Raw genomic sequence first — 23,981 nt, 5'->3', positions numbered from 1 at the left:
GGTCAGGCCGCCGAGAACCGGACGATGCCGTCGGCGCCTTCGGCCCGGGTCAGCTTGCCTTCGAAGTACAGCGCATGCAGGTGCGCCAACGCCTCGCCCATGGCGAAGGTCAGCTGGTGCAGGTCCAGCTTGCGCTTGAACAGCACCGGCACGATATCCGACGTGGACTGGGGCTGCACCGCACAGGCTTGCAGCACTTCGGCCAGCCGGTCGCGGTGATGCTCGTGCTGCTGCGCGATGCGCTCGTGCAGGCCCTTGAACGGGCGGCCATGCGAGGGCAGCACCAGCGTGTCGCGCGGCACGTCGCCATAGCCGTCCAGCGAACGCAGGTACAGGGGCAGGGGGTTGGCGTCCGGCTCGTAGTCGAACACGCTGACGTTGGTGGAAATGCGCGGCAGCACCATGTCGCCCGAGATCAGCACACCCAGGTCCGGCGAATGCAGCGAAGCGTGTTCGGGCGCATGGCCGTAGCCCACGATGACGCGCCAATCGCGTCCGCCGATACGCACCTGGTCGCCGTCCATGATGCGCGTGTAGCGCGACGGCACGGCCGGCACCAGGTTGGGGAAGTAGTTGGCGCGCTGGCGGATCTGTTCCTGCGCATCGGGATCGGTCAGGCCATGACGCGCGAAATGGTCGACGGCGGACTGCCCGCCGGGGCCGCCGCCCGCCTCGTTGCGACGCGACGACCACAGCGAGGCCACCATGAAGTCGGTCATGGTCATCCACAGCCGGGCGTTCCAGCGCTCGCACAGCCAATAGGCCAGGCCGATGTGATCCGGGTGCATGTGCGTGACCAGCACGCGCAGCACGGGCAGGCCTTCGAGTTCGTTCTTGAACACCTCTTCCCACAGCGTCTTGACCTCGTCGCGCGAGATGCCGCAGTCGACGATGGTCCAGCCGTCGCGGCCGTCGATCTTGTCGCGCAGCAGCCAGAGGTTGATATGATCCAGCGCGAACGGCAGCGGCATGCGGATCCATTTCACGCCGTCGGCCACCGTGTGCGCCCGGCCGGCTTCGGGCTGGAAATCGGCCCAGGGATACTGCAGCTTCTGTTCGTTGGGGTTCATTGCCTCGCTCTCCACGCTTGACGATCGGGTCAAGTCATCATAATTTACGTTTACGTAAACTGCCACACGCCGCATGCCCTCGTCAACCTGGACCATCTCCGAGCTCGCCCGCGAGTTCGACGTCACGCCCCGCACGATCCGCTTCTATGAAGACCAGGGGATCGTCAGCCCGGCGCGGGAAGGGCGCAACCGCATCTTCGGGCCGCGCGACCGCACGCGGCTGAAGCTGGCCCTGCGCGGCAAGCGGCTCGGATTGCAGCTGTCCGAAATCCTGACGCTGATCGACATGTACGACGGCCCGGGCGACACGGAAGTCCAGTTGCGGCAATACCTGGCGGTGCTGGAGCAGCACCGCGCCACGCTGGAACAGCAGCGCCGCGACATCGAAGACACCTTGCAGGAAATCGCGGTGCAGGAACGCCAGTGCCGCGACCTGCTCGCGCAGCATCCCTGACGGCGGCACCATGGGCATACTGCAAACCCTGGCGCTGTTCATCCTGACGGCGCTGGCCGAAATCGTCGGCTGTTACCTGCCTTACCTGTGGCTGCGGCGCGGCCATTCCATCTGGCTGCTGGCGCCCGCCGCCGCCAGCCTGGCGCTGTTCGCCTGGCTGCTGACCCTGCATCCCACGTCGTCCGGGCGCGTCTATGCGGCCTATGGCGGCGTTTACATCGGCATGGCGCTGCTGTGGTTGTGGGCGGTGGATGGCGTGCGGCCCAGCGTCAGCGACTATGTCGGCGTGGGCCTGTGCCTGGCGGGAATGCTGGTCATCATGTTCGGGCCGCGCGGCGGCTAGGGCGCCGTTATCGTCCATATCCCGCCAAAAAAAGGCGCGCGCTCCTTGCGGATCGCGCGCCTTTTTTACAGCAGTGCCTATTCAGACGTCTGCGTCCCGGGCGGCGCCGTCTGAGGCAGCTCCACCCGGGCGGCTCAACCTAAGTGTCCCGTCACTCCGCCTTGATGTTGCCTTCCTTGATCAGGCGGGCATTGTTGGCGAACTCGGCCTGCACCTGCTTGGCGAAGGCCTCGCCCGTTGCGGTGCCCGGTTGCAGGTAGGACTTGGCCAGCAGATCCTTGAAGTCGGCGCTGGCAACGGCCTTGGCCAACGCGACCTGCAGGGGACCTGAGACCGTCGGCGGCAGATTGGCCGGCGCGAAGATGCCGAAGTTCGAGTAGTACTGGGCCTGCGGCAGCTTCAGTTCGGCCATGGTGGGTACGTCGGGCCAGGCGGCCAGGCGTTCGGGCGCCATCACCGCCAGCGGCTTGAGCGCACCGCTAGCCACATGCGGCAGCACCACGTCGGTATTGACCACCAGCAGTTCGACCACGCCGCCCAGGCCGTCGGTCAGCGCCTGGCTGTTGCCGCGGTAGGGCACGTGCAGCATCTTGGTGCCGGTCTGCGCGGTCAGCGCCGCCATGCCGATGTGGGCCACGGTGCCCTGGCCCGGCGTGCCGTAGCGCACGCCGTCCGGGTGCGACTTGGCGTAGTCGATCAGGCCGGCGAAGTCCTTCACGGGCAGGGACTTGGTCGCGACGATGGCCACCGGGGCCACGGCCACGCTGGCCACCGGCGTCAGGTCCTTCATCGGGTCGTAATTGGTCTTGGCCAGGTGCGGAAAGATGGTCAGCGGGCTGGTCGACGCCAGCAGCAGCGTGGTGCCATCAGGCTGGGCCCGCGCCACGAAATCGGTGCCGACGGACGCGCCCGCGCCCGGCTTGTTTTCCACGATGACGGTAACGTTGGCTTCCTTGCGCAGGATGTCGCCCAAGCGGCGCCCGATCGCGTCGGCGCTGCCGCCGGCGGTGTAGGGCACGACCAGCGTGATGGGCTTGGCCGGCCAGGTTTGCGCCATTGCGCCACCCGCCATGATTGCCAGGGCCGCCCCCGCGGCCGTGAACAGCATCTTCTTTTTCATACTTTCCTTGTGGTGTTGCGTAGCACTGCGTCAGGTAAAGCGTGTTGCAAAAATCGCGTCAGGCCGCAAGGCGTCATGCGCGCCCATGCTGGCGTCAAAGTCGGAATCAGGCCGCGAGGTAACGCTGCGTCAGGCGGATCCAGTAGGCCGCGCCGGCCGGGATCAGGGCATCATTGAAGTCGTAGCTGGCGTTGTGCAGCATGCACGGGCCCAGGCCGTGGCCGGCCATGCGGTGGTCGCCGTCGCCGTTGCCCAGGAACACATAGCAACCCGGCTTGGCCTGCAGCAGGAAAGCGAAATCCTCGGAGGCCATCACCGGCTCGATGACGCGAGCACGGTCGGCGCCGGCCACGTCGCGCATGACGTCCATGCAGAAATCGGTCTCGGCCTGCGTGTTGACCAGGGCCGGGTAGCGGCGCTCGAAGAATACGTCGGCCTCGCAGCCGTGGGCGGCGGCGATATTGCCGGCGATCTCGTGCATACGGCGTTCGATCAGGTCGACCACATCGGTGCTGTAAGCGCGCACCGAGCCGCCCAGCCAGGCGCTGCCGGGAATCACGTTGATGACGCTGCCGCCGGCCTGCACCTGGGTGATGGACAGCACGGCGGCATCCAGCGGGCGTTTGCTGCGGGTCAGGATGGTCTGCAACGACTGGCCGATGGCGAACAGCGCCGGCACCGGGTCGGCACAATCCTGAGGCGCGGCGGCGTGGCCGCCCTTGCCGCGCACGGTGATCTTGAAGCCGTTGGCCGCGGCCATCATCGGGCCGGCGCAGACGCCGAACGACCCGGCTTGCAGGCCCGGCCAGTTGTGCATGCCGAATACGGCTTCGCAGGGGAAGCGGTCGAACAGGCCGTCCTGGATCATCGCGCGCCCGCCCGCGCCGCCTTCCTCGGCGGGCTGGAAGCAGAAATAGACCGTGCCGTCGAAGCCGCCCGACTGTTGCAGATGCCGGGCCGCGGCCAGCAGCATGGCGGTATGGCCGTCGTGGCCACAGCCGTGCATCTTGCCGTCGTGGCGCGAACGGTGGTCGAACTGGTTTTCTTCCTGCATCGGCAGGGCGTCCATGTCGGCGCGCAGCATGATGGCGCGGTCCGAGGTGCCGCGCTTGATCACGCCGACCACGCCCGTCTTGGCAATGCCTGTGTGCGTCTCGATGCCCCAGCCGCTCAGGGCGTCAGCTACCACCTTGGCGGTGCGGTGCTCTTCGTAGCAAAGCTCAGGGTGCGCGTGCAGATCACGCCGCAGCGCCACAATATCGTCCAGATTGGATAGTTCGAGCACCGCCTACTCCGTCACAAATTTCAGGTTTCAAGGATCGGGGGCAATAGTACCCAGGGCGCTTGCCCGGGGACGCAAACATTTGCCTAGGGAAAACCCGACTCAAATTTACGTTTACGTAAACGTAATATTTGCGGTGCATCATTGCGTAGCCCCAGCCGATCGGCGCATCATGAGGTCACGCGACAAGCCATGGCGCGGTAGCTGGCGCCCATAAAAATGTAAGTACCCACTATCACGGAGACAGCGATGAACCTTCCCGGCCTGAATTTCGACCTGGGCGAAGATCTGGACATGCTGCGCGACGCGGTGCGCACCTTCGCGCAGGCCGAAATCGCGCCGCGCGCCGCCGACGTCGACCGCAACGACCAGTTCCCGATGGATCTCTGGCGCAAATTCGGCGACCTGGGCGTGCTGGGCATGACGGTCGGCGAAGAATACGGCGGCGCCAACATGGGCTACCTGGCTCACATGGTGACGATGGAAGAAATCTCCCGCGCCAGCGCCTCGGTCGGCCTGTCCTACGGCGCGCACTCCAACCTGTGCGTGAACCAGATCAATCGCAACGGCACCGCGGCCCAGAAAGCCAAGTACCTGCCCAAGCTGATCTCCGGCGAACACGTGGGCGCCCTGGCGATGAGCGAACCCGGCGCCGGCTCGGACGTGGTCAGCATGAAGCTGCGCGCCGACAAGAAGGGCGACCGCTACGTGCTCAACGGCACCAAGATGTGGATCACCAACGGCCCCGACGCCGATACCCTGGTGGTCTACGCCAAGACCGACCCCGAGGCTCACCAGCGCGGCATCACCGCCTTCCTGGTCGAAAAGGGCTTCAAGGGCTTCTCCGTCGCGCAAAAGCTGGACAAGCTGGGCATGCGCGGCAGCCACACCGGCGAACTGGTGTTCCAGGACTGCGAAATCCCCGAGGAAAACGTGCTGGGCCAGGTCAACGGCGGCGTGAAGGTGCTGATGAGCGGCCTGGACTACGAACGCGCCGTGCTGTCCGGCGGCCCCATCGGCATCATGCAGGCCGTGATGGACGTGGTGGTGCCCTACATCCACGACCGCAAGCAGTTCGGCCAGGCCATCGGCGAATTCCAGCTGATCCAGGGCAAGGTCGCCGACCTGTACACCACCCTGCAGGCCAGCCGCGCCTTCTGCTACCAGGTGGGCAAGAACCTGGACCGCCTGGGCGCCGAACACGTCCGCCAGGTCCGCAAGGACTGCGCCGCGCTGATCCTGTACACCGCCGAAAAGGCCACCTGGATGGCGGGCGAGGGCGTGCAGATCCTGGGCGGCAACGGCTACATCAACGAGTACCCGGTGGGCCGCCTGTGGCGCGACGCCAAGCTGTACGAAATCGGCGCCGGCACGAGCGAAATCCGCCGCATGCTGATCGGCCGCGAACTGTTCAACGAAACCGCCTGAGGCCTGCTGCGCCATGATCCGCACGTCCGACGTCCAGCACATCGAGCCGGCGCCCGCCAAGGGGCCGTCGCCGCTGGACGTCGCACGGCTGATCCTGGCCGGGTTCGATCGGCATTACGCGCTGTTCCGCTATAGCGCGCAGCGCGCCAAGGCGCTGTTCGAATCGGGCGATTGGCACGGCATCCAGCAACTGTCGCGCGAGCGCATCGAGTACTACGACATGCGGGTGCGCGAATGCGCGGCCCAGCTCGAAGGCCTGCTGCGCGGCCGGCCCGAGGGCGCGGTGGGCGCAAACGGCGCCGCCAGCCCGGCCCTGACCGCTGAGCAGACCGCGTACTGGCAGCAGATCAAGCAGGAATTCGTGGGCCTCTTGGCCGAGCATCGCCAGCCGGAATGCGCCGAGACCTTTTTCAATTCGGTGTCGTGCCGGCTGCTGCACCGCGACTACTTCCACAACGATTTCCTGTTCGTGCGGCCGGCGGTGGCCACCGAGTACCTGGACAGCCGCATGCCGTCGTACCGGGTGTATTACCCGGCCACCGAGGGCCTGCAGAAAAGCCTGATCCGCATGGTCGCGGACTTCGGCCTGGCGCTGCCCTTCGAGGACCTGCCGCGCGATGCCCGGCTGCTGGCGCGCACGGCGATCCGGCAACTGCGCACGCTGCTGCCGCGCCATGTCGGCCGTCGCATCGCCAGCGATTGCCAGGTGCATGCGCTGGGCGCGCTGTTCTTTCGCAACAAAGGCGCCTACATCGTTGGCCGCCTGATCAACCAGACCACCGTCTACCCCTTCGCCGTGGCGCTGACGCGCAACCCGGCCGGGCAGGTCACGCTGGACGCGCTGCTGCTGGGGTCCGACGACCTGAGCACGCTGTTCAGCTTTACCCGCGCGTACTTCCTGGTCGACATGGAAACGCCCGCCGCGGTGGTCAATTTCCTGTCCAGCCTGCTGCCGCGCAAGCCCAAGGCCGAGCTCTACACCATGATCGGCCTGCAAAAGCAGGGCAAGACGCTGTTCTACCGCGACTTCCTGCATCACCTGGCCCATTCGCGCGACGCCTTCGACATCGCCCCCGGCATCAAGGGCATGGTGATGTGCGTGTTCACGCTGCCTTCGTATCCGTACGTGTTCAAGCTGATCAAGGACCGCATCGACAAGGACGGCATGGATCACGCAACCGTGCGGCGCAAGTACCAGATGGTCAAGCTGCACGATCGCGTCGGCCGCATGGCCGACACCTGGGAATACTCGCAGGTGGCGCTGCCGCGCAGCCGCTTCGCGCCCCAGTTGCTGGACGAATTGCGGCGCCTGGTGCCCAGCCTGATAGAAGAAACCGGGGACACGGTTGTCATCCGTCATGTCTACATCGAACGGCGGATGACGCCGTTGAACATCTACCTGACGCAAGCGCCCGACGCGCTGCTGGAACCGGCCGTACGCGAATACGGCGACGCCATCCGCCAGCTGGCCGCCGCCAATATCTTCCCCGGCGACATGCTCTACAAGAACTTCGGCGTCACGCGCCTGGGCCGGGTCGTGTTCTACGACTACGACGAAATCCAGCGCATGACCGAAATGAATTTCCGGCGGATTCCGCCCGCCCCGAACGAAGAGGCCGAAATGGCCGCCGAACCCTGGTACGCCGTCGGCCCGAACGACGTGTTTCCGGAGGAATTCGGCCGCTTCCTGCTGGGCGACGCGCGGGTGCGCGGCGCCTTCCTGCGCCACCATGCCGAGCTGCTGGAACCGGATTGGTGGCAGACCTGCCGCGCCCGCGTGGCGCAAGGCCGGATTGAAGAATTTTTCCCTTACGATACGGACAGGCGCCTGCGCCCGGCACACGCCGGCGCAGCCTGAAAACATACGCTGTCCCGACCCTCACAGGAGCTAGTCATGTCAGATCCCGTTGTTATCGTTTCCATCGCCCGCACCCCCATGGGCGGCATGCTGGGCAGCCTGTCCGGCCTGGCCGCGCACGAACTGGGCGCGGTTGCCATCAAGGCCGCCGTCGAACGCGCGGGCCTCAAGCCCGAGCAGATCGAAGAAGTCATCATGGGCAACGTGCTGCAGGCCGGCCAAGGCCAGGCGCCCGCGCGCCAGGCCGCGCTGGGCGCGGGCCTGCCGCTGGGCGTGGCGTGCACCACCATCCACAAGGTGTGCGGCTCGGGCCTGAAGGCCGCCATGTTCGGCCACGACCTGCTGGCGGCCGGCTCGGCCAACGTCATCGTCGCGGGCGGCCAGGAAAGCATGAGCAATGCGCCCTACCTGCTGCTCAAGGCCCGCCAGGGCTACCGCTTCGGCCACAACACCGTGTATGACCACATGGCGCTGGACGGCCTGGAAGACGCCTACGACAAGGGCAAGGCCATGGGCGTGTTCGCCGAAGACTGCGCCGCCAAGTATTCGTTCACCCGCGAGCAGCAGGACGCCTTCTCGCTGGAGTCGCTGCGCCGCGCCCGCGCCGCCACCGAAGACGGCACCTTCAAGTGGGAAATCGCCCCCGTCACCGTCGCCGGCCGCAAGGGCGACACGGTGGTCGACACCGACGAGGCGCCCACCAAGGCCATGCCGGAAAAGATCCCGACCCTCAAGCCCGCCTTCAAGAAAGACGGCACCATCACCGCCGCGAACTCGTCGTCGATCTCCGACGGCGCCGCCGCCATGGTGCTGATGCGCGCGTCCACCGCCGAAAAACTCGGCGTCAAGCCGCTGGCGCGCATCGTGGCCCACAGCCAGCACTCGCAGGAGCCGGGCTGGTTCACCACGGCACCCGTCGGCGCGCTCAAGAACCTGTTCACCAAGACCGGCTGGAAGGCCGAGGACGTGGACCTGTACGAGATCAACGAAGCCTTCGCCGTGGTCACCATGGCCGCCATGACCGACTTCAAGCTGCCGCATGAAAAGGTCAACATCCATGGCGGCGCCACCGCCCTGGGCCACCCGATCGGCGCGTCCGGCGCCCGCCTGATGGCAACCCTGGTCGGCGCGCTGCGCAAGACTGGCGGCAAGCGCGGCGTGGCCACGCTGTGCATCGGCGGCGGCGAAGCCGTGGCCATGGCCATTGAAATGATCTAAGCACGGCCCCGCTCCCTTCGGGGAGCGGGCTGCCCGCAAGGCGGGCATGCATTCCGCTGCGCCTTTCCGGCATGGCGCTGTCCGCGGCGGGTCGGCCGCGGGCCGTGCAGGAAGGGCGCACAGGAATGCATCCGCAGAAACGATAGAACGCTGACAAGAACGCCTGGCCCACCAGGCGGCGAGACAAACCGCTCTCATCTCGTAGAGAGCGCCTTCAAATTCCAATCAAGCAGGACGGGTGGAACCCCATGCCCATCATCGAATCCCGCATCAATCCGCGGTCGCAGGACTACACCGACAACGCCCGCGCCATGCAGGCGCAGCTGGATGATCTGAACCAGCAGCTGACGCAGACCGCCCTGGGCGGCAGCGAAGCGTCCCGCGCCAAGCACGTGGCGCGCGGCAAGCTGCTGCCGCGCGACCGCGTGGAGCAATTGATCGACCCGGGTTCGCCGTTCCTGGAACTGTCGCCCATGGCGGCCCACGGCATGTACGACGGCGACGCCCCCGGCGCGGGCGTCATCACCGGCATCGGCCGCATCGCCGGCACCGAATGCGTCATCGTCTGCAACGACGCCACGGTCAAGGGCGGCACCTACTACCCGATGACCGTCAAGAAGCACCTGCGCGCGCAGGAAATCGCCGCGCAGAACCGCCTGCCCTGCGTCTATCTGGTCGACTCGGGCGGCGCCAACCTGCCGCAGCAGGACGAGGTCTTTCCCGACCGCGACCACTTCGGCCGCATCTTCTACAACCAGGCCCAGATGTCTGCGCAGGGCATCGCACAGATCGCCGTAGTGATGGGGTCGTGCACCGCCGGCGGCGCCTACGTGCCCGCCATGAGCGACGAGTCCATCATCGTCAAGAACCAGGGCACCATCTTCCTGGGCGGCCCGCCCTTGGTGAAGGCCGCCACCGGCGAAGAAGTCAGCGCCGAGGACCTGGGCGGCGGCGACGTGCACACGCGCCTGTCCGGCGTGGTCGACCACCTGGCCGCCAATGACATGCACGCGCTGCAACTGGCGCGCAGCGCCGTGGCCCGCCTGAACCGCAAGAAGCCCGCGCCGCTGGCCACCGTGCCGGTGCGCGAGCCGCGCTTTGATCCGCAGGAACTGAACGGCATCATCCCCGCCGACACGCGCAAGCCCTACGACGTGCGCGAAGTCATCGCCCGCATCGTCGATGGTTCCGAATTCGACGAGTTCAAGGCCCGCTTCGGCCCCACGCTGGTCACCGGTTTTGCGCACATCCACGGCATGCCTGTGGGCATCGTCGCCAACAACGGCATCCTGTTCTCGGAATCGGCGCAAAAGGGCGCGCACTTCATCGAACTGTGCGCGCAGCGCAAGATCCCGCTGGTCTTCCTGCAGAACATCACCGGCTTCATGGTCGGGCGCAAATACGAAAACGAAGGCATCGCCCGCCACGGCGCCAAGATGGTGACGGCGGTAGCCACCGCCGCCGTGCCCAAGTTCACCGTGCTCATCGGCGGCTCGTTCGGCGCCGGCAACTACGGCATGTGCGGCCGCGCCTATTCCCCGCGCATGCTGTTCATGTGGCCCAACGCCCGCATCTCGGTCATGGGCGGCGAACAGGCCGCCAGCGTGCTGGCCACCGTCAAGCGCGACGGCATCGAGGCGCGTGGCGGCCAGTGGTCGGCGGACGAAGAAGCCGCCTTCAAGGCGCCCATCCGCGAACAATACGAACACGAAGGCCACCCGTACTACGCCACCGCCCGGCTGTGGGACGACGGCATCATCGCCCCGGCCGACACACGCCGCGTGCTGGGCCTGGCCCTGTCGGCCGCGCTGAACGCGCCCATCGAAGACACGCGCTTCGGCGTCTTCCGGATGTAAGGCGGCACCGCCCCAAGACGCGTTCACGACGAATTCCAGCCAGGATCACATTCATGTTCGACACTTTGCTGATTGCCAACCGCGGTGAAATCGCCTGCCGCGTCGCCGCCACCGCCCGCCGCCTGGGCATCCGCACGGTTGCCGTGTATTCGGACGCCGACGCTAACGCGCGCCACGTGGCCGCCTGCGACGTCGCCATCCACATCGGCGGCCCGGAGCCCCGCGCCAGCTACCTGCGCGCCGACGCCATCCTGCAGGCCGCGCGCGACAGCGGCGCCGGCGCCATCCACCCCGGCTACGGCTTCCTGTCCGAAAACGAAGCCTTTGCCGAGGCCGCCGAAAAGGCCGGCATCGCATTCGTCGGCCCGCCCGCGTCCGCCATCGCCGCCATGGGCAGCAAGTCCGCCGCCAAGACGCTGATGGACAAGGCCGGCGTGCCGCTGGTGCCCGGCTACCACGGCGACAACCAGGACCCGCAGTTCCTCAAGGAGCAGGCCGACGGCATCGGCTACCCGGTGCTGATCAAGGCCAGCGCCGGCGGCGGCGGCAAGGGCATGCGCGTGGTCGAATCGTCGGCCGCGTTCCTGGACGCGCTGGCGTCCTGCCAACGCGAAGCCGCCTCCAGCTTCGGCGACGACCGCGTGCTGATCGAGCGCTACCTGCAAAAGCCGCGCCACATCGAAATCCAGGTGTTCGCCGACACGCACGGCAACTGCGTCTACCTGTTCGAGCGCGACTGCTCGGTGCAGCGCCGCCACCAGAAGGTCATTGAAGAAGCCCCCGCGCCCGGCATGACCGAAGAACGCCGCCGCGCCATGGGCGAGGCCGCCGTCGCCGCGGCCCGCGCCGTGGGCTATGTGGGCGCCGGCACCGTGGAATTCATCGCCGAGCCGGACGGACGTTTCTACTTCATGGAGATGAACACCCGCCTGCAGGTCGAGCATCCGGTGACCGAAATGATCACCGGCCACGACCTGGTCGAATGGCAACTGCGCGTGGCCGCCGGCCAGCCACTGCCCGCGCGTCAGGAAGACCTGCGCATCCAGGGCCACGCCATCGAAGCCCGCATCTACGCCGAGAATCCCGAAAAGGGCTTCCTGCCGTCGATCGGCACGCTGGCCTACCTGGGCCTGCCGGCCCACACGGCGTTCGCCAATGGCGATATCCGCGTCGATGGCGGGGTGCGCACCGGCGACACCATCACGCCGTTCTACGACCCCATGATCGCCAAGCTGATCGTGCGCGGCGCCGACCGCGACCAGGCCCGCGCCCGCATGCTGCAGGCGCTGGCGCAGACCCAGGCGGTAGGCGTGCAGACCAACGTCGCCTTCCTGTCGCGCCTGATGCGCGACAGCGCCTTCGCCGCGGCCGACCTGGACACCGGCCTGATCGAACGCCAACGCGCGACGCTGCTGCCCGAACCCGCACCCGCCGCCCCCTTGGCGCTGGCCCTGGCCTCGGCCGCGGTGCTGGTGCGCCAGGGCCTGGCGCAGCCCACCGCGCCGGCGGCGGCCGCGCGCCCCGCCGATCCCTGGGACGCCCGCGACGGCTGGCGCCTGGGCAACCGCTACCAGCGCACGCTGCAATGGATCGACAACGGCGAGACCCGCCACGTCGTGGTCGCACGCCAGGGCGGCGACTGGACCCTGGACAGCGGCGCCGGCCCGCAACCGTTCACCTGGCGCGCGCTGGGCGGCAACGCGGCCGGCACGCCGGGTTTCGTCCATGACCTGCGCATCACCCTGGGCGGCTTGGAAAGCGCCGGCACGGTGGTGCTGCACGCCGACAAGGCCCACGTGTACGGCACAGGCGAAACCGGCGGCGCTCACGTGCTGGACCTGTACGACCCGCTGGCCCACGCCCAAGACACCCAGGGCGAACATGGCGGCGGCCTGACCGCGCCGATGCCGGGCAAGATCATCTCCATCGCCGTCAAGGCCGGCGACAGCGTCACCAAGGGCCAGCCGCTCCTGGTCATGGAGGCCATGAAAATGGAGCACACCATCTCGGCGCCCGCCGACGGCAAGGTCGAGGAACTGTTCTATGCCGTGGGCGACCAGGTGACCGAAGGCGCCGAGCTGGTGGCCATCGGCCAATAGCCGCCGCGCGGTTGTCGAGCGTCTCGACAGCCGCGCTTCCTCTTTCCCCGGAGTCCTTGCCATGACCCCATCCGCCCCTCGTCTTTTCCCCACCCTGCGCTGCCGCGACGCGAACGCGATGGTTCGCTGGTTGATCGGCGTATTGGGCTTTACCGAAGTCGCGGTCTATCGCGACGGCACCGTCATCCAGCACGCCGAACTCGCCTATGGTTCATCCATCCTGATGCTGGGCCAGGACCGCGACGACGCCTACGGCAAGCAGGTCGGCTCGCTGCAAGGACGGCGCACCGATGCGCTGTATCTGGCCGTGGATGACCCGGACGCGCTGCACGCGACCGTGAAGGCCGCCGGCGCCCCCATCGAGACCGAGCTGTACGACACGCCCTACGGCAGCCGCGAATTCGCCTGCCGCGACCCGGAAGGCAACCTGTGGAGCTTCGGGACCTACTGGCCCAAGGTCTAGGACCGGCCGGGGCGGTTGCGCCCGCCAGTCCGGCCCTCTTAGTTTCCCGTCAGCGTGTTCTGCCTAGAATGCACATTCCGGCGCCGCCCGCGCGCCTGCCGCGCGTTCTTTGCCAATGCCTGCCCCCGACTCCCCCAGTCCGCTGTACCGTCCCGCATTCCTGCATTTCCTGTCCGCGCGCATCGGCGCGTCGCTGGCCTTCCAGATCGTCTCGGTGGCCGTGGGCTGGCAGATCTACGCCCTGTCCGGCAGCGCGCTCGACCTGGGCCTGATCGGCCTGGCGCAGTTCCTGCCCATGGCGGCCCTGACCCTGGTGGTGGGACACGTGGCAGACCGCTACGACCGCCGCAAGATCGTCGCCCTCTGCATGGCGGTCGAGACCCTGGCCACCCTGGTACTGGCCATTGCCGCGCTGCATGGCTTTGGCGGCAAGCCCCTGATCTACGCCACGCTCATCCTCATGAGCTCGGCGCGCGCCTTTGAATCGCCCACCCTGTCCACCCTGATCCCGGCGGTGGTGCCGCGCGAATGGCTGCCGCGCGCCACCGCGCTGTCCTCGTCCGCCGGCCAGATCGCGCAGATCGCCGGCCCGGCGCTGGGCGGCATCGGCTACGGGCTGGGCGCCGGCTGGATCTACTGCGTGGCCGCCGCGCTGTACCTGTGCGGCTTCGCCTCCATCGCCAGCATGTCCATCGACCGCGCGCCCCCGCGCAAGGAACCCACCACCTGGCGCACGCTGTTTGCCGGCATTACCTTTATCTTCCAGCGGCGCCTGCTGCTGGGCACGTTGTCACTGGACCTGTTCGCCGTGCTGCTGGGCGGCGCCACCGCCTTGCTGCCGATCTTTGCCAAAGACATCCTGAACGCCGGCCCCTGGGCGCTGGGCGCGCTGCGCGGCGCGCCGGCCTGCGGCGCCATGCTGATGTCGCTGACCCTGGCCCGCCTGAGCCTGGGCGAACACGTCGGCCGCCTGCTGTTCGGCGCGCTGATCCTGTTCGGCCTGGCCACCACCGTGTTCGGCCTGTCCACGTCGATCCCGCTGTCGATCGGCGCGCTGGTCGTACTGGGCGCGACCGACGCCATCAGCGTGGTGGTGCGCTCATCCCTGGTGCAGCTGAACACCCCCGACCACATGCTGGGCCGCGTCAGCGCCGTGAACACGCTGTTCGTCGGCGCATCGAACCAGCTGGGAGAATTTGAATCCGGTGTCATGGCCGCGCTGTTCGGTGCGGTGCCCGCGGTGGTGATCGGCGGCGTCGGCACTATCGCGGTGGCGGGGCTGTGGATGCGGTGGTTTCCTGAACTGAGAAAACTCAAGAGCCTGCATGGGGAATCGGCGCCCGCCTAGCCCCGCGCGGCGGACGGCGCAGGCCGCCTCATCGCATCGGACGCATTATCCTATCGCCACGCATCGTTCCGTGACCACGCGGGCGCGCGCTGGCCCCCCGCTTCATCCCCTCATCACGTAAAGGTTCTTGCCATGACAGCTTCTTCCCAAACCCCGTTGATCCTGATCACAGGCGGCAGCCGCGGCGTGGGCGCGGCCACCGCGCGCCTGGCCGCCGAACAGGGCTACGACGTCGCGATCAGCTACGTCTCGAACGAGTCCGCCGCGCATGACGTCGCCGCCCACATCGAAGCCCATGGCCGCCGCGCGCTGGCCGTGCGCGCCGACAGCGCCGACCCCGAGCAGGTCACCCAGCTGTTCGCCGCCATCGACCGCGAATTCGGCCGCATCGACGTGCTGGTCAACAACGCCGGCATCATCGCGCAGCAGTCACGGCTGGAAGACCTGGGCTACGAACGCATGCAACGCATCTTCGCCGTCAACGCCATCGGCCCCATCCTGTGCGCCCAACAGGCCATCAAGCGCATGTCCCACCGCCACGGCGGCCGCGGCGGCGCCATCGTCAATGTCTCGTCGGGCTCGGCGCGGCTGGGCAGCCCCAATGAATACGTCGACTACGCTGCATCCAAAGGCGCGCTGGAAACCTTCACCATCGGCCTGGCCAAGGAAGTCGCGCGCGAAGGCATCCGCGTGAACTGCGTGCGTCCCGGGCACATCTACACCGAGATGCATGCCAGCGGCGGCGAACCGGGCAGGGTGGACCGCGTCAAGGACACGATCCCCATGGGGCGGGGCGGTCAGCCCGAGGAAGTGGCGCGCGCGATCCTGTGGCTGGCAGGGGCGGAAGCGTCGTTTGTGACGGGGACGTTCCTGGATGCGACGGGCGGGAAGTGAGGGCCCGTCATCCCCACCCCAGCGCCCCCGCCACCCCATCCCACAACAGCTTCGTCGCCGTCACCACCAGCAAGCCATAGCACGCCCGCACCATCTGCGCCTGATTCAGCCGATGGTGCAGCCGCCACCCCGCCCACACGCCAAAAAACGCCGCGGGCAGGCAGATCGCGACTAGCCCCCAGAACCCCGCCGTCAGTTCCCCCACCGCCAGCCAAGGCCCTGCCTTGAGCAGGTTGCCGAGGGTGAAGAACATGCTGGTCGTGCCGCCATACATCTCCTTGGACAGGCCCAGCGGCAACAGGTACATGGCCAGCGGCGGCCCGCCCGAGTGCGCCACCATGGTCGTGATGCCGGATGCGCTGCCCGCCAGCAAGGCCTTGTTCTTCGACCTGGGGCGTTCCACCACCGCCGCGCCGCCACGCCACCACAGCCAGGCAAAGAGCAACGTGGTGACGGCCATCAATATTTCGACGAAGTGCCGGTTCACATGGCGCAGCACGAAGTAGCCCGCCAGCACGCCCACCAGCAATCCCGGCACCAGATACGCCAGGTCCGGCCGCGACCATGTGCGCGGACGCCAGTAGCGGAAGGCATAGAAATCGGTCGCCACGAAGATCGGCGCCAGTAGGCTGCCCGCCTTGATCGGGTCCATCACCAGCGCCAGGAGCGGAATGCCGATGATGGCGAAGCCGCCCCCGAACGCCCCTTTCATGAAGCCGATGACACCGACGGCGACGACGGATACCGCAATGACCTGAAAACTGAAATCCATGATTGAAAACCGCTGACACTGGCTATCGGATACGCACCGCCCGGTGCGTTGTGCGATGCCATCCTAGGCCCGATAATCGGCGCATCCAAATAATCGTCATGGATACGCTTTTCCATGCCCCTGTCCCGTTATAAAGACGTGGTCGACCGGCTGGCGTCCGACATCCGCGCCGGCCGCCTGCGCCCCGGCACGCGCCTGCCCACGCACCGCGACCTGGCCGCCCGCGAAGGCCTGGCGCTGGCCACCGCCACACGCGTCTATGCCGAACTGCAGGGGATGGGACTGGTCAGCGGCGAGTCCGGCCGCGGCACCTTCGTCAAGGAAGCGCTGCCGCGCGGCCACGGCATCGACCTGCGCGCCTGGAGCGACGACACCACCGAACTCACCTTCAATTCCCCGACCCTGCCGGGCCAATCCGACCTGTACCGCACCGCGCTGCGCCGGCTGGCCGCCAAGGGCGACGCCGACGCGCTGTTGCGCTATCGGCCCCACGGCGGCAGCGAGGCCGAAAGGGCGATTGCAGCGGCCCACATGGTGGCCCGAGGCGTACCGGCCACCGCGGACTCGGCCTTGCTCGTCAGCGGCGCGCAGCACGGCCTGACCATCGCCGCCATGGCCTTGTTCGAGCCGGGCGACGTGGTGGCCGTCGACGCGCTGACGTACCCCGGCTTCATGCTGGCGGCGGAGTTCTCGCGATTGGAACTGGCCCCTGTGCCCGCCACGCCGGACGGCATGGATCTGGATGCCTTGGCGGACCTGTGCCGCCGCCGGCGCGTGCGGGCGGTGTACACCATGCCGACGCTGCACAATCCGTTGGGCTGGGTGACAAGCCTGGCTTGGCGCGAGGCGCTAGCGGCGATCATCCGCCGGCATGGATTGATATTGATCGAGGACGGCGCCTACGCCTTTCTGGCCGAACCTGCGCCGCTTCCGCTGGCGGCCTTGATACCCGAGTCCACGCTATACGTCTCCAGCCTGTCCAAGAGTGTGGCCACGGGCCTGCGCGTAGGCGCCATCAGCGCGCCGGCGGCCTGGGTGCCGAAGCTGGAACGCGCCATCCGCGCCACCACCTGGAACACGCCCGCCACCATGACGGCCATCGTCTGCGGCTGGATCGAAGACGGCACCGTGGCGCGGCTCGAAGCCGAAAAGCGTCGCGACGCCGCACAGCGCCAGCGCATCGCCGCCGACATCCTGGACGGGCTTGGCCCGGTCAGCCACCCCACGTCCTACTTCGTCTGGCTGCCGCTGGCGCAAGAGGTGCGCGCCGACGCCATCGCGATGGCCTTGATGCGTGAGCGGATCTCGGTCTCTACGGCGCATCCCTTCGCCGTCTCGCACGTGCCGCATGCCATCCGCTTGGCGCTGGGGTCGGTTGGGCTGGACGAACTGCGGCGGTCGTTGACAGCCGTGGCGCGGGTGATCGCAGACCAGACCGACCGGTAGTTCAATGAGCGGTTCGCGATCAAATGGGCTGATGCGTTTTCAGCCAGTCTTTCAACGCATTGTTGATGCGCGTCTGCCAGCCTTGCCCCGTTGCTTTGAACGCGGCTAGGACTTCCTCATCAAGACGAATGGTCGTGGCCGCTTTGCGCACCGCCGCGGTACTGCCTACCGGCCGACCGCGACGCCGCACGATCTCCTCGGGCGTGTGCACACGCGCATACTGACCATTGACGGCTTGCTTGGCACTACGCAACAACGCGGCTTCCAATTCAGATATCTCATCGCGTTTCTTGGGCATCAACGCACTCCTTGAGTTTGGCGAGTACGGGCTTTCCCGTACCGGGAGGCGACCCTCGAACTTTTCTGCACCCTCCGGGATGCCTGAAACAACGTCACCCGCCTCTCGGTTAACTGCGATCCAAGCGAGCTTTTTACAGATGACCCGTTCGCCGCTGGGATAAGCGAGCGATCCAGAACGTCTTCAGCCGATCATTGTGCAAGCGATCTCCCCACAATTTGCCCTGATACTGCTGATCTCAGACCAAGCAACGCAACAAGTCACTGCCAGGTCATCTCCAACGGTTGGCCGCAGACCAGACCGACCGGTAGCACCCGGGTAAAACCCGTAGGCGGCCTGCTGTGCCACCGCCCCGTTTCCCCCTTATGATCAATAACGCGCCAGCCCTGCCACCCGCGGCCGGCCGCCAGAACGTCATCCCCGTTCCCAGTACCTTCCTAACGGATACCCGCCATGTCCTCACGCGTTGAATCCGGCCACACCCTCGTGCCGGCAAAAACCGCCTTGCTGGTCATGCACTACCAGACCGACATCACCACGCTGTTCCCGTCGGTTGCCCCCACCTTGCTCGCCAACACGCGCCAGCTCTGCGACGCCGCGCGGCACGCCGGCATCCCCGTCTATTTCGCCAAAATCCACTTCAGCCCCGACTACCCCGAGGTCAGCCCGCTAAACAAGAACGGCCAGGGCATCAAGCAGATGGGCCTGTTCACCGACGACGAAATCTCGCCCGAGCTCGGCCGGCGGGTCAGCGAACCCGTCATCATCGCCCACCGCGCCAGCGTGTTCTTCGGCACCGACCTGGAACTGCGCCTGTCCGCCCAGGGCATCGATACGCTCATCATGGTCGGCATCGCGTCCACCGGCGTCATGCTGTCGTCCATCGCCTATGCCAGCGATGCGGACTTCCGGCTGTACACCGTCAAGGACTGTTGCTTTGATCCGGACCCGGTCGTACACGAGCATCTGTTCGCCACGGCCTTCGCCTCGCGCACCCACGTGCTGTCGCTGGATCACGCCTTGTCGTTGCTGGCCTGACAGCACGGCAACGCACGCGGACGCCAGCGGCCGGCAGCCACCCGGCGATCCGTCAGCCAGGCCCACCAATTGCAGTCCGACACAATTGGCAAACTGCTGTCCGACGCGTAGCCGGGCAGCCCACTAACATGGCGCCGCACATTGCGCCCAGACGCGGGCGGCACTGAAGATCCAGGCCGTCACCCGGGAGGGGCTTGCCCTGGCAATCGCTTGCCAGGGCAGGCAAGCGCAAGGCGCTTTTCACGAGTCCGACAAGAAGATATCCAACATGCAAACCCGTCCGAACGCTCGCTTCCCCACCCGCCGCCTGCGCGCCGTCCTGGCCGGCCTGTGCGCCGCTACCCTGGCCACGGTATTCGTGCCCGCCGCCACCGCTGCCGAGGCTGCCGCCCCCAAGCTGGACGTCGCCCAGGGCGCCGCCGTGACGCCGCCCGACGGCCCCACGGTCCTGTACTTCATCTACCAGATCGACGGCAAGGGCGCCGATTCCTACGAAGTCGCCAACGGCAGCATCGCCACCTACTGGTTCGGCCACGCCTTCGAACTGGACGGCACCCGCTACTTCACCGGCTTTGCCTGGGACACCCGTGAAAAATACGGCAAGCCCGGCGAAGACGACGTCGGCCCCGAAACCCAGGTCAACCTGGCCGAAGCCACCTTCACCCTGACCGGCTCGTCGCCCGAACGCCCCTGGCAATTCCGTGGCATGGAACACACCATCGGCCAGTTCGGCGCCTACGAGCGCCCCGAGAACGTCGACACCCGCCGCAAGCCCCTTGAATACCGCACCCCCGCCGGCAAACTGCTGCTGGCCGTGCCCACCGAAGGCTTCGAAAACGGCGTCAGCTTCGAAGGCTACGCCCTGTTCGTCTTCAACATCGGCCCGCGCGACGAACTCAAGGACAACGTCTGGACCTACGTCGGCAGCCTCCTCACCGGCGATGACAACGCCGCGGCTTGCGACGGCGGCGAGGTCATGCCTTGCGCCACCCGCAGCGGCAAACTGGGCTTTGCCGCGCAGGCCGGCAGCGACATGCCCCGCCTGACCGTCACGCCCAGCGGCACCATGATCACCGGGCCGGGCAAGACGCGCCAGCTGGGCGCGGCCGACACGGTCACCTACGTCTACGACGCGGCCAAAAAGAAGTACGCCGAGAAGTAAGCCGCAAGGCAAGCCGCGACAATCACATTGCAAGCCCGCGGCCGGACCCGCGGCTTGCGATGAACCCCGTGTCGTCGGGGACGTGTAGGGCCCGAAGTGACCTGCGATCGCCAAGGCCCATTGCATTGGCACCCACGGCGACATCATCCACCCCAGGCGCGAGCGCACGATGCAGAAAATCGAAGGCGCGACATTGCGGATGGCCCATGACAAAGGCCAATCCCATTTTCAGGACCTGCATCTGCACGACTGCACGTTCGACAACTGCAGCTTGTCGATGGTGAAAATTCCCGCGCGCATGTCACGCGTGCAGCACGTCCGCCTGTCCGGCTGCCGCGCCGTCAACGCGATGATCATGCCCTGCGTGTTCGAAGACGTGGTGGTCCAGGACTTGTCCACCAACCCCATCCTGCTCGTGTGGGCCTCATTCTTTCGGCGCGTGACACTGGTCGGCAAGATCGGCAAGATCAACCTCAACCTCACCCCCGAAGCCTTCTGCCAAGACGGCCCGCGCCTGGCCCAGTTCGCCGCCGCCCGCGCCGCGTTCTACGCCAACACCGACTGGGCCCTGGACATCAGCGAAGCCAAGCTGCTGGGCCTGCGCTGCGAAGGCGTACCCCTGCACCTGATCAAACGCGATCCGCGGACTCAGGTCATCCTCGACAAGCGCGGCCGCTATCCCGGCCACCATGCCCTGGACAAACGCTTTGCCCAGGCCTTCCCCATTGCCGACAGCGTGCTGAGGGGATTCGATGAGTCCGACCATCCCGCCATGCTGATGGCCGCGTCGCTGGCCGCGCCCAAGAAGCGGCGCGACGAAGAGCTGGGCGCGATTGCCGAGCTGCGAACCCTGGGGTTTCTGGAAGACGCCTAGCCTAGCGCAGCGCCGCGACTTCAACCGAGCGCGCGCCACATGCCTGCACCAGCTCGGGATCATGGCTGGCGAACAGCACCACGCGGTCTTGCGCCCAGGTCTTGAACACCTCGGCCAGCACATTGCGCGCCGCCGTATCCAAGCCATTGCTCGCGCCATCGGCAATCACCACCGCCGGATGCCCCAGGTTGGCCGCCGTCAGATAGACCTTGCGGCGCGTGCCCGTCGACATCTGCTCGAAGCGCTTGTCCAGATGCGGCTCCAGGCCCAGGCGGCGCGCAAGATCGAGCGTGGCGTCGTCCAGCGGCACGCCTTTCTCGGACGCCACCTGCGCCAGCAAGCCGCGGCCCGTCTGCATGGGCGCCGTCAGGCAGTTGTCCGGCACATACGCCAGCCGGGCTCGGGCCGCTTGCGGCGCGTGCGTCAGCGAATGGCCGTCGATCCAGACGTCGCCGGCATCCGGCGCGACCACGCCCGCGATGATGCCCAGCAGGCTGGATTTGCCCGTGCTGTCTTCTTCGCACAGCGCCACGCAGCCCGGCGGGAACGTGTGCGTCAGGCCTTGGAAGACGACGTAGTCGCCGTAGTGTTTGGTGAGGTTGTCGATGCGTAGCATGGGGGGAGTTTACGCAGGAACATCGTGCGGAGCCAGATCGAATGGCCTTCGGGCGGAGGGTTCGTGTCGGAATCGCGAGCCGACATGCGGTGCCCCAAAATGCACCTGAACTTTTGCCGGTTTTTTTCCCAATTTGTCCGGTCTCTATTCCATTGAATTTTCAGGATTCTTCAATGAAATTGACCACTCTGCTGTAGAGAAAATTTCCGGTTATTTTGCCGCTCTATTTGCCGATTTATTGGCCTATTTTTTCCAGAATCCGGACTACCAGCCCAGGGGCTGTGGGCCCTCCCACCCTGGCCAGCGTCAGAATGGCTTCACCACCACCAGCAGCACAATCAGCACCGGCGCCGTGAGCACCACCGGTAACAGCCGTCCGCGTCCCAAGTCGCCCGCATCCCCCGCCGCGTCGGCCAGCCGCCGCAACCGCCCCGCCTGCATTCCATGCACCGCCGCCAGGGCCAGCACCAACGCCAGCTTCACCGACAGCCATCCGCTGCCAAACCATCCCGCGCTCGTCGCCAGATACACGCCGCTGGCCAGCGCGCCCACCATCGCCGGCGTCGTCAGCATGCGCTCCCACTTGCGCAGCAGGCGCAGCCGCGCCAGTTCCTGCGGCAGCGCCGGCCCAGGCAGCTTGTCGGCCGCCGCCAGCACGAACGCCTGCACCACCATCCCCGACACCCAGAACAGCACCAGCGCGAGGTGCAGCGACTTGACCATCAGATACGCCATCGCCTACGCCCGCACCGTGCGGCCCAGCGACCGCGCGATTACAAAGCCGCCAAACGGCACCGCCGTCGCCACCAGTGTCCACACCAGCCGCTTGCGAGGCCACCCCTGCGCCGCCGCCACATTGCAGGCCAGTGCGATATAGACCATGAACGCCACCCCATGCACCGGCCCTACCCACGACACCACGCTGGGCATGCCGGCAACGTGCTTCAACGGCACCGCGATGCCCAGCAGCACCAGCAGCGTCACGCCTTCCAGCATGGCTGCCCATTTGAACAGGACAGGGGTTGAGGGGTCGGGGTCTTTCCGGGACATGGCGTTGGTGGCTCGTGATGGGATCAGCCGCATTGTCGGGGGTGGCAGGATTGACGGCCATTGGCCAAAATGCCAATCTTCGAAAGAAATCGGCCAAGTGGGTTTTATTGCCGGATCCGGCGGCGTCGGTCGTCCAAAGTGGGGCTGGCGTCCTTATCCGGCGGCCACTGCCGCGCCAAGCGGGTGTGGCCGCCCAGATCCGCCTGTCCCCGCCATCCCAAGCGGGTCCGGCAGTCTGATCTGCCGGCCCCAGCCGCCCGCCCCAACGCACCTCCAGCCCACCCCTTCGGAACTTGATGCATGCCCAAGCCAGCCCCCCACCGCGTCGCCGTCCTCGCCTTTGACGGCCTGGTCGCGGGCGACCTCGCCATGCCTTGCGAGATCTTCCAGCTTGCCGAAACGCTGGATGGACGTTTGCCGTACCACGTCGACGTCTGCGCCAGCCGGCCGCGCGTCAAGAGCCATGCCTACGACCTGCACGTCCGAGCGCGGCTCGACGTGGCGCGTACGGCGGACACCCTCGTCATTCCCGGCTTGGCAGACCCCAGGCAAGACGTGCCGAACGACATCGTGGACGTCGTTCGGCACGCCCATGCGGCGGGCGCCCGGATTGCCTCCATCTGCACGGGCGCATTTGTCCTGGCTGCCAGCGGCATCCTCGACGGCCTGAAGGCCACCACGCATTGGAAAGCCGCTGATCAGCTGGCGCTGCGCTATCCGAAGATTCAGGTGAACCCCAACGTGCTGTTCGTTGACAACGGTCAGGTGCTCACGTCCGCGGGCGCGGCGGCCGGCATGGATCTGTGCCTGCACATGATCAAGCGCGATCACGGCGCGGCGGTCGCGGCCAATAGCGCGCGGTTGGCGGTGGTGCCGTTGGAACGCACGGGCGGGCAGGCGCAATTCATCGTCAGGCCAACGCCCACGTCGCATACAGATCTGACGCAATTGCTGCATTGGATAGAAGGCCGACTGGGCGAGAACCTCGCCGTGCGCGCGCTGGCCGACCAGGCTGCGGTCAGCGTCAGGACGTTGAATCGGCGGTTTCAGGAACTGCTGGGGGTGAGTCCGCTGCAGTGGGTAATCCAGGCCAGGGTGAATCGTGCGCGCGGGATGCTGGAGACGACGGACCTGCCGGTGGAACGGGTCGCGATGGAGGTCGGGTTTGGGTCAGCGGTGTCGCTGCGGGAGCATTTCTTGGGGATCGTGGGGACGAGCCCGATGATGTATCGACGGGCGTTTCGACGGATGGGGTGAGGGCTTGGGTGACGGTTTGGCTGGCGGCTCTGGTG

At 67.0% G+C, this 23,981-nt stretch carries 23 protein-coding genes; 15 read left to right on the top strand and 8 right to left on the bottom strand.

All coding sequences use genetic code 11. From position 1 onward, the window contains the following. Positions 1–2: 2 nt before the first annotated feature. Positions 3–1,070, bottom strand: coding sequence for an MBL fold metallo-hydrolase (locus tag A9974_RS26070; RefSeq protein WP_183007074.1), 1,068 nt, complete (start codon positions 1,068–1,070; stop codon positions 3–5). A 73-nt stretch (positions 1,071–1,143) separates the two neighbouring features. Between A9974_RS26070 and A9974_RS26065 the strand changes: the two genes are divergently transcribed. After that, positions 1,144–1,524, top strand: coding sequence for a MerR family DNA-binding transcriptional regulator (locus tag A9974_RS26065; protein ID WP_183007073.1), 381 nt, complete (start codon positions 1,144–1,146; stop codon positions 1,522–1,524). A gap of 10 nt (positions 1,525–1,534) precedes the next feature. Continuing rightward, positions 1,535–1,867, top strand: coding sequence for a YnfA family protein (locus A9974_RS26060; protein WP_183007072.1), 333 nt, complete (start codon positions 1,535–1,537; stop codon positions 1,865–1,867). Positions 1,868–2,018: 151 nt separating this feature from the next. Here A9974_RS26060 and A9974_RS26055 read toward each other — a convergent pair whose 3' ends face one another. Both A9974_RS26055 and A9974_RS26050 read right to left on the bottom strand, forming a co-directional pair. Further along, positions 2,019–2,987 carry a tripartite tricarboxylate transporter substrate binding protein gene (locus tag A9974_RS26055; RefSeq protein WP_183007071.1) on the bottom strand — a complete coding sequence of 323 codons (969 nt, stop codon included), beginning with the start codon at positions 2,985–2,987 and terminating at the stop codon, positions 2,019–2,021. Between the two features lie 106 nt (positions 2,988–3,093). Next, entirely contained in the window at positions 3,094–4,272 is a 1,179-nt protein-coding gene (locus A9974_RS26050; RefSeq protein ID WP_183007070.1) for a M20 aminoacylase family protein, read from the bottom strand. A gap of 246 nt (positions 4,273–4,518) precedes the next feature. On the opposite strand from A9974_RS26050, the gene A9974_RS26045 reads away from it, so the two are divergent. From A9974_RS26045 to A9974_RS26010, 8 genes are all read left to right on the top strand, one after another. Continuing rightward, entirely contained in the window at positions 4,519–5,697 is a 1,179-nt protein-coding gene (locus A9974_RS26045; protein ID WP_183007069.1) for an isovaleryl-CoA dehydrogenase, read from the top strand. 13 nt (positions 5,698–5,710) lie between these two features. Further along, positions 5,711–7,555 (top strand): bifunctional isocitrate dehydrogenase kinase/phosphatase, encoded by a 1,845-nt coding sequence (gene aceK, locus A9974_RS26040; protein WP_183007068.1) that lies wholly within the window; start codon positions 5,711–5,713, stop codon positions 7,553–7,555. Positions 7,556–7,591: 36 nt separating this feature from the next. After that, positions 7,592–8,773 carry an acetyl-CoA C-acetyltransferase gene (locus tag A9974_RS26035; RefSeq protein WP_183007067.1) on the top strand — a complete coding sequence of 394 codons (1,182 nt, stop codon included), beginning with the start codon at positions 7,592–7,594 and terminating at the stop codon, positions 8,771–8,773. A 248-nt stretch (positions 8,774–9,021) separates the two neighbouring features. Next, entirely contained in the window at positions 9,022–10,629 is a 1,608-nt protein-coding gene (locus tag A9974_RS26030) for a carboxyl transferase domain-containing protein (RefSeq protein ID WP_183007066.1), read from the top strand. Positions 10,630–10,682: 53 nt separating this feature from the next. Further along, entirely contained in the window at positions 10,683–12,728 is a 2,046-nt protein-coding gene (locus tag A9974_RS26025) for an acetyl/propionyl/methylcrotonyl-CoA carboxylase subunit alpha (protein ID WP_183007065.1), read from the top strand. 61 nt (positions 12,729–12,789) lie between these two features. Beyond that, positions 12,790–13,191: a VOC family protein gene (locus A9974_RS26020; protein ID WP_183007064.1), complete on the top strand. Its 402-nt coding sequence runs from the start codon at positions 12,790–12,792 to the stop codon at positions 13,189–13,191. Between the two features lie 115 nt (positions 13,192–13,306). Continuing rightward, positions 13,307–14,539 (top strand): MFS transporter, encoded by a 1,233-nt coding sequence (locus tag A9974_RS26015; RefSeq protein ID WP_183007063.1) that lies wholly within the window; start codon positions 13,307–13,309, stop codon positions 14,537–14,539. 132 nt (positions 14,540–14,671) lie between these two features. Next, positions 14,672–15,433 (top strand): SDR family oxidoreductase, encoded by a 762-nt coding sequence (locus A9974_RS26010; protein WP_183007062.1) that lies wholly within the window; start codon positions 14,672–14,674, stop codon positions 15,431–15,433. A gap of 7 nt (positions 15,434–15,440) precedes the next feature. Here the strand turns inward: A9974_RS26010 and A9974_RS26005 are convergent, their stop codons facing one another. Next, positions 15,441–16,205, bottom strand: a complete 765-nt coding sequence (locus A9974_RS26005) for a sulfite exporter TauE/SafE family protein (protein ID WP_183007061.1) — start codon at positions 16,203–16,205, stop codon at positions 15,441–15,443. 114 nt (positions 16,206–16,319) lie between these two features. Here A9974_RS26005 and A9974_RS26000 point away from each other — a divergent pair, with 114 nt between their 5' ends. Then, complete coding sequence (locus tag A9974_RS26000; RefSeq protein WP_183007060.1) at positions 16,320–17,651, top strand: PLP-dependent aminotransferase family protein; 1,332 nt, start codon at positions 16,320–16,322, stop codon at positions 17,649–17,651. Between the two features lie 19 nt (positions 17,652–17,670). Here the strand turns inward: A9974_RS26000 and A9974_RS25995 are convergent, their stop codons facing one another. Further along, on the bottom strand, positions 17,671–17,949 hold the full coding sequence (locus A9974_RS25995; protein WP_183007059.1) for a BrnA antitoxin family protein: 279 nt from the start codon (positions 17,947–17,949) through the stop codon (positions 17,671–17,673). A gap of 453 nt (positions 17,950–18,402) precedes the next feature. Here A9974_RS25995 and A9974_RS25990 point away from each other — a divergent pair, with 453 nt between their 5' ends. The 3 genes from A9974_RS25990 (at position 18,403) to A9974_RS25980 (ending at position 21,023) form a co-directional block, all read left to right on the top strand. Continuing rightward, positions 18,403–18,987, top strand: a complete 585-nt coding sequence (locus A9974_RS25990) for an isochorismatase family cysteine hydrolase (RefSeq protein WP_183007058.1) — start codon at positions 18,403–18,405, stop codon at positions 18,985–18,987. A 268-nt stretch (positions 18,988–19,255) separates the two neighbouring features. After that, entirely contained in the window at positions 19,256–20,149 is an 894-nt protein-coding gene (locus tag A9974_RS25985; protein WP_183007057.1) for a hypothetical protein, read from the top strand. Between the two features lie 169 nt (positions 20,150–20,318). Continuing rightward, entirely contained in the window at positions 20,319–21,023 is a 705-nt protein-coding gene (locus tag A9974_RS25980) for a hypothetical protein (RefSeq protein WP_183007056.1), read from the top strand. Between the two features lies 1 nt (position 21,024). Here A9974_RS25980 and A9974_RS25975 read toward each other — a convergent pair whose 3' ends face one another. The 3 genes from A9974_RS25975 to A9974_RS25965 form a co-directional block, all read right to left on the bottom strand. After that, on the bottom strand, positions 21,025–21,639 hold the full coding sequence (locus A9974_RS25975) for an ATP-binding cassette domain-containing protein (RefSeq protein WP_183007055.1): 615 nt from the start codon (positions 21,637–21,639) through the stop codon (positions 21,025–21,027). Positions 21,640–21,945: 306 nt separating this feature from the next. Continuing rightward, the gene (locus A9974_RS25970) at positions 21,946–22,374 is read right to left on the bottom strand and encodes a CopD family protein (RefSeq protein ID WP_183007054.1); all 429 of its coding nucleotides are present in this window, start codon (positions 22,372–22,374) and stop codon (positions 21,946–21,948) included. Positions 22,375–22,377: 3 nt separating this feature from the next. Then, positions 22,378–22,689 carry a DUF3817 domain-containing protein gene (locus A9974_RS25965; RefSeq protein WP_183007053.1) on the bottom strand — a complete coding sequence of 104 codons (312 nt, stop codon included), beginning with the start codon at positions 22,687–22,689 and terminating at the stop codon, positions 22,378–22,380. A 300-nt stretch (positions 22,690–22,989) separates the two neighbouring features. Here A9974_RS25965 and A9974_RS25960 point away from each other — a divergent pair, with 300 nt between their 5' ends. Beyond that, a complete protein-coding gene (locus A9974_RS25960) occupies positions 22,990–23,946 on the top strand; it encodes a GlxA family transcriptional regulator (RefSeq protein WP_183007052.1) in 957 nt (318 codons plus the stop codon). Positions 23,947–23,981 lie beyond the last annotated feature (35 nt).

The organism is Achromobacter sp. UMC71 (assembly GCF_014170305.1).
In the GTDB taxonomy this organism is placed as follows: domain Bacteria; phylum Pseudomonadota; class Gammaproteobacteria; order Burkholderiales; family Burkholderiaceae_B; genus Achromobacter.
This window is presented reverse-complemented; position numbering and strand designations above follow the sequence as displayed.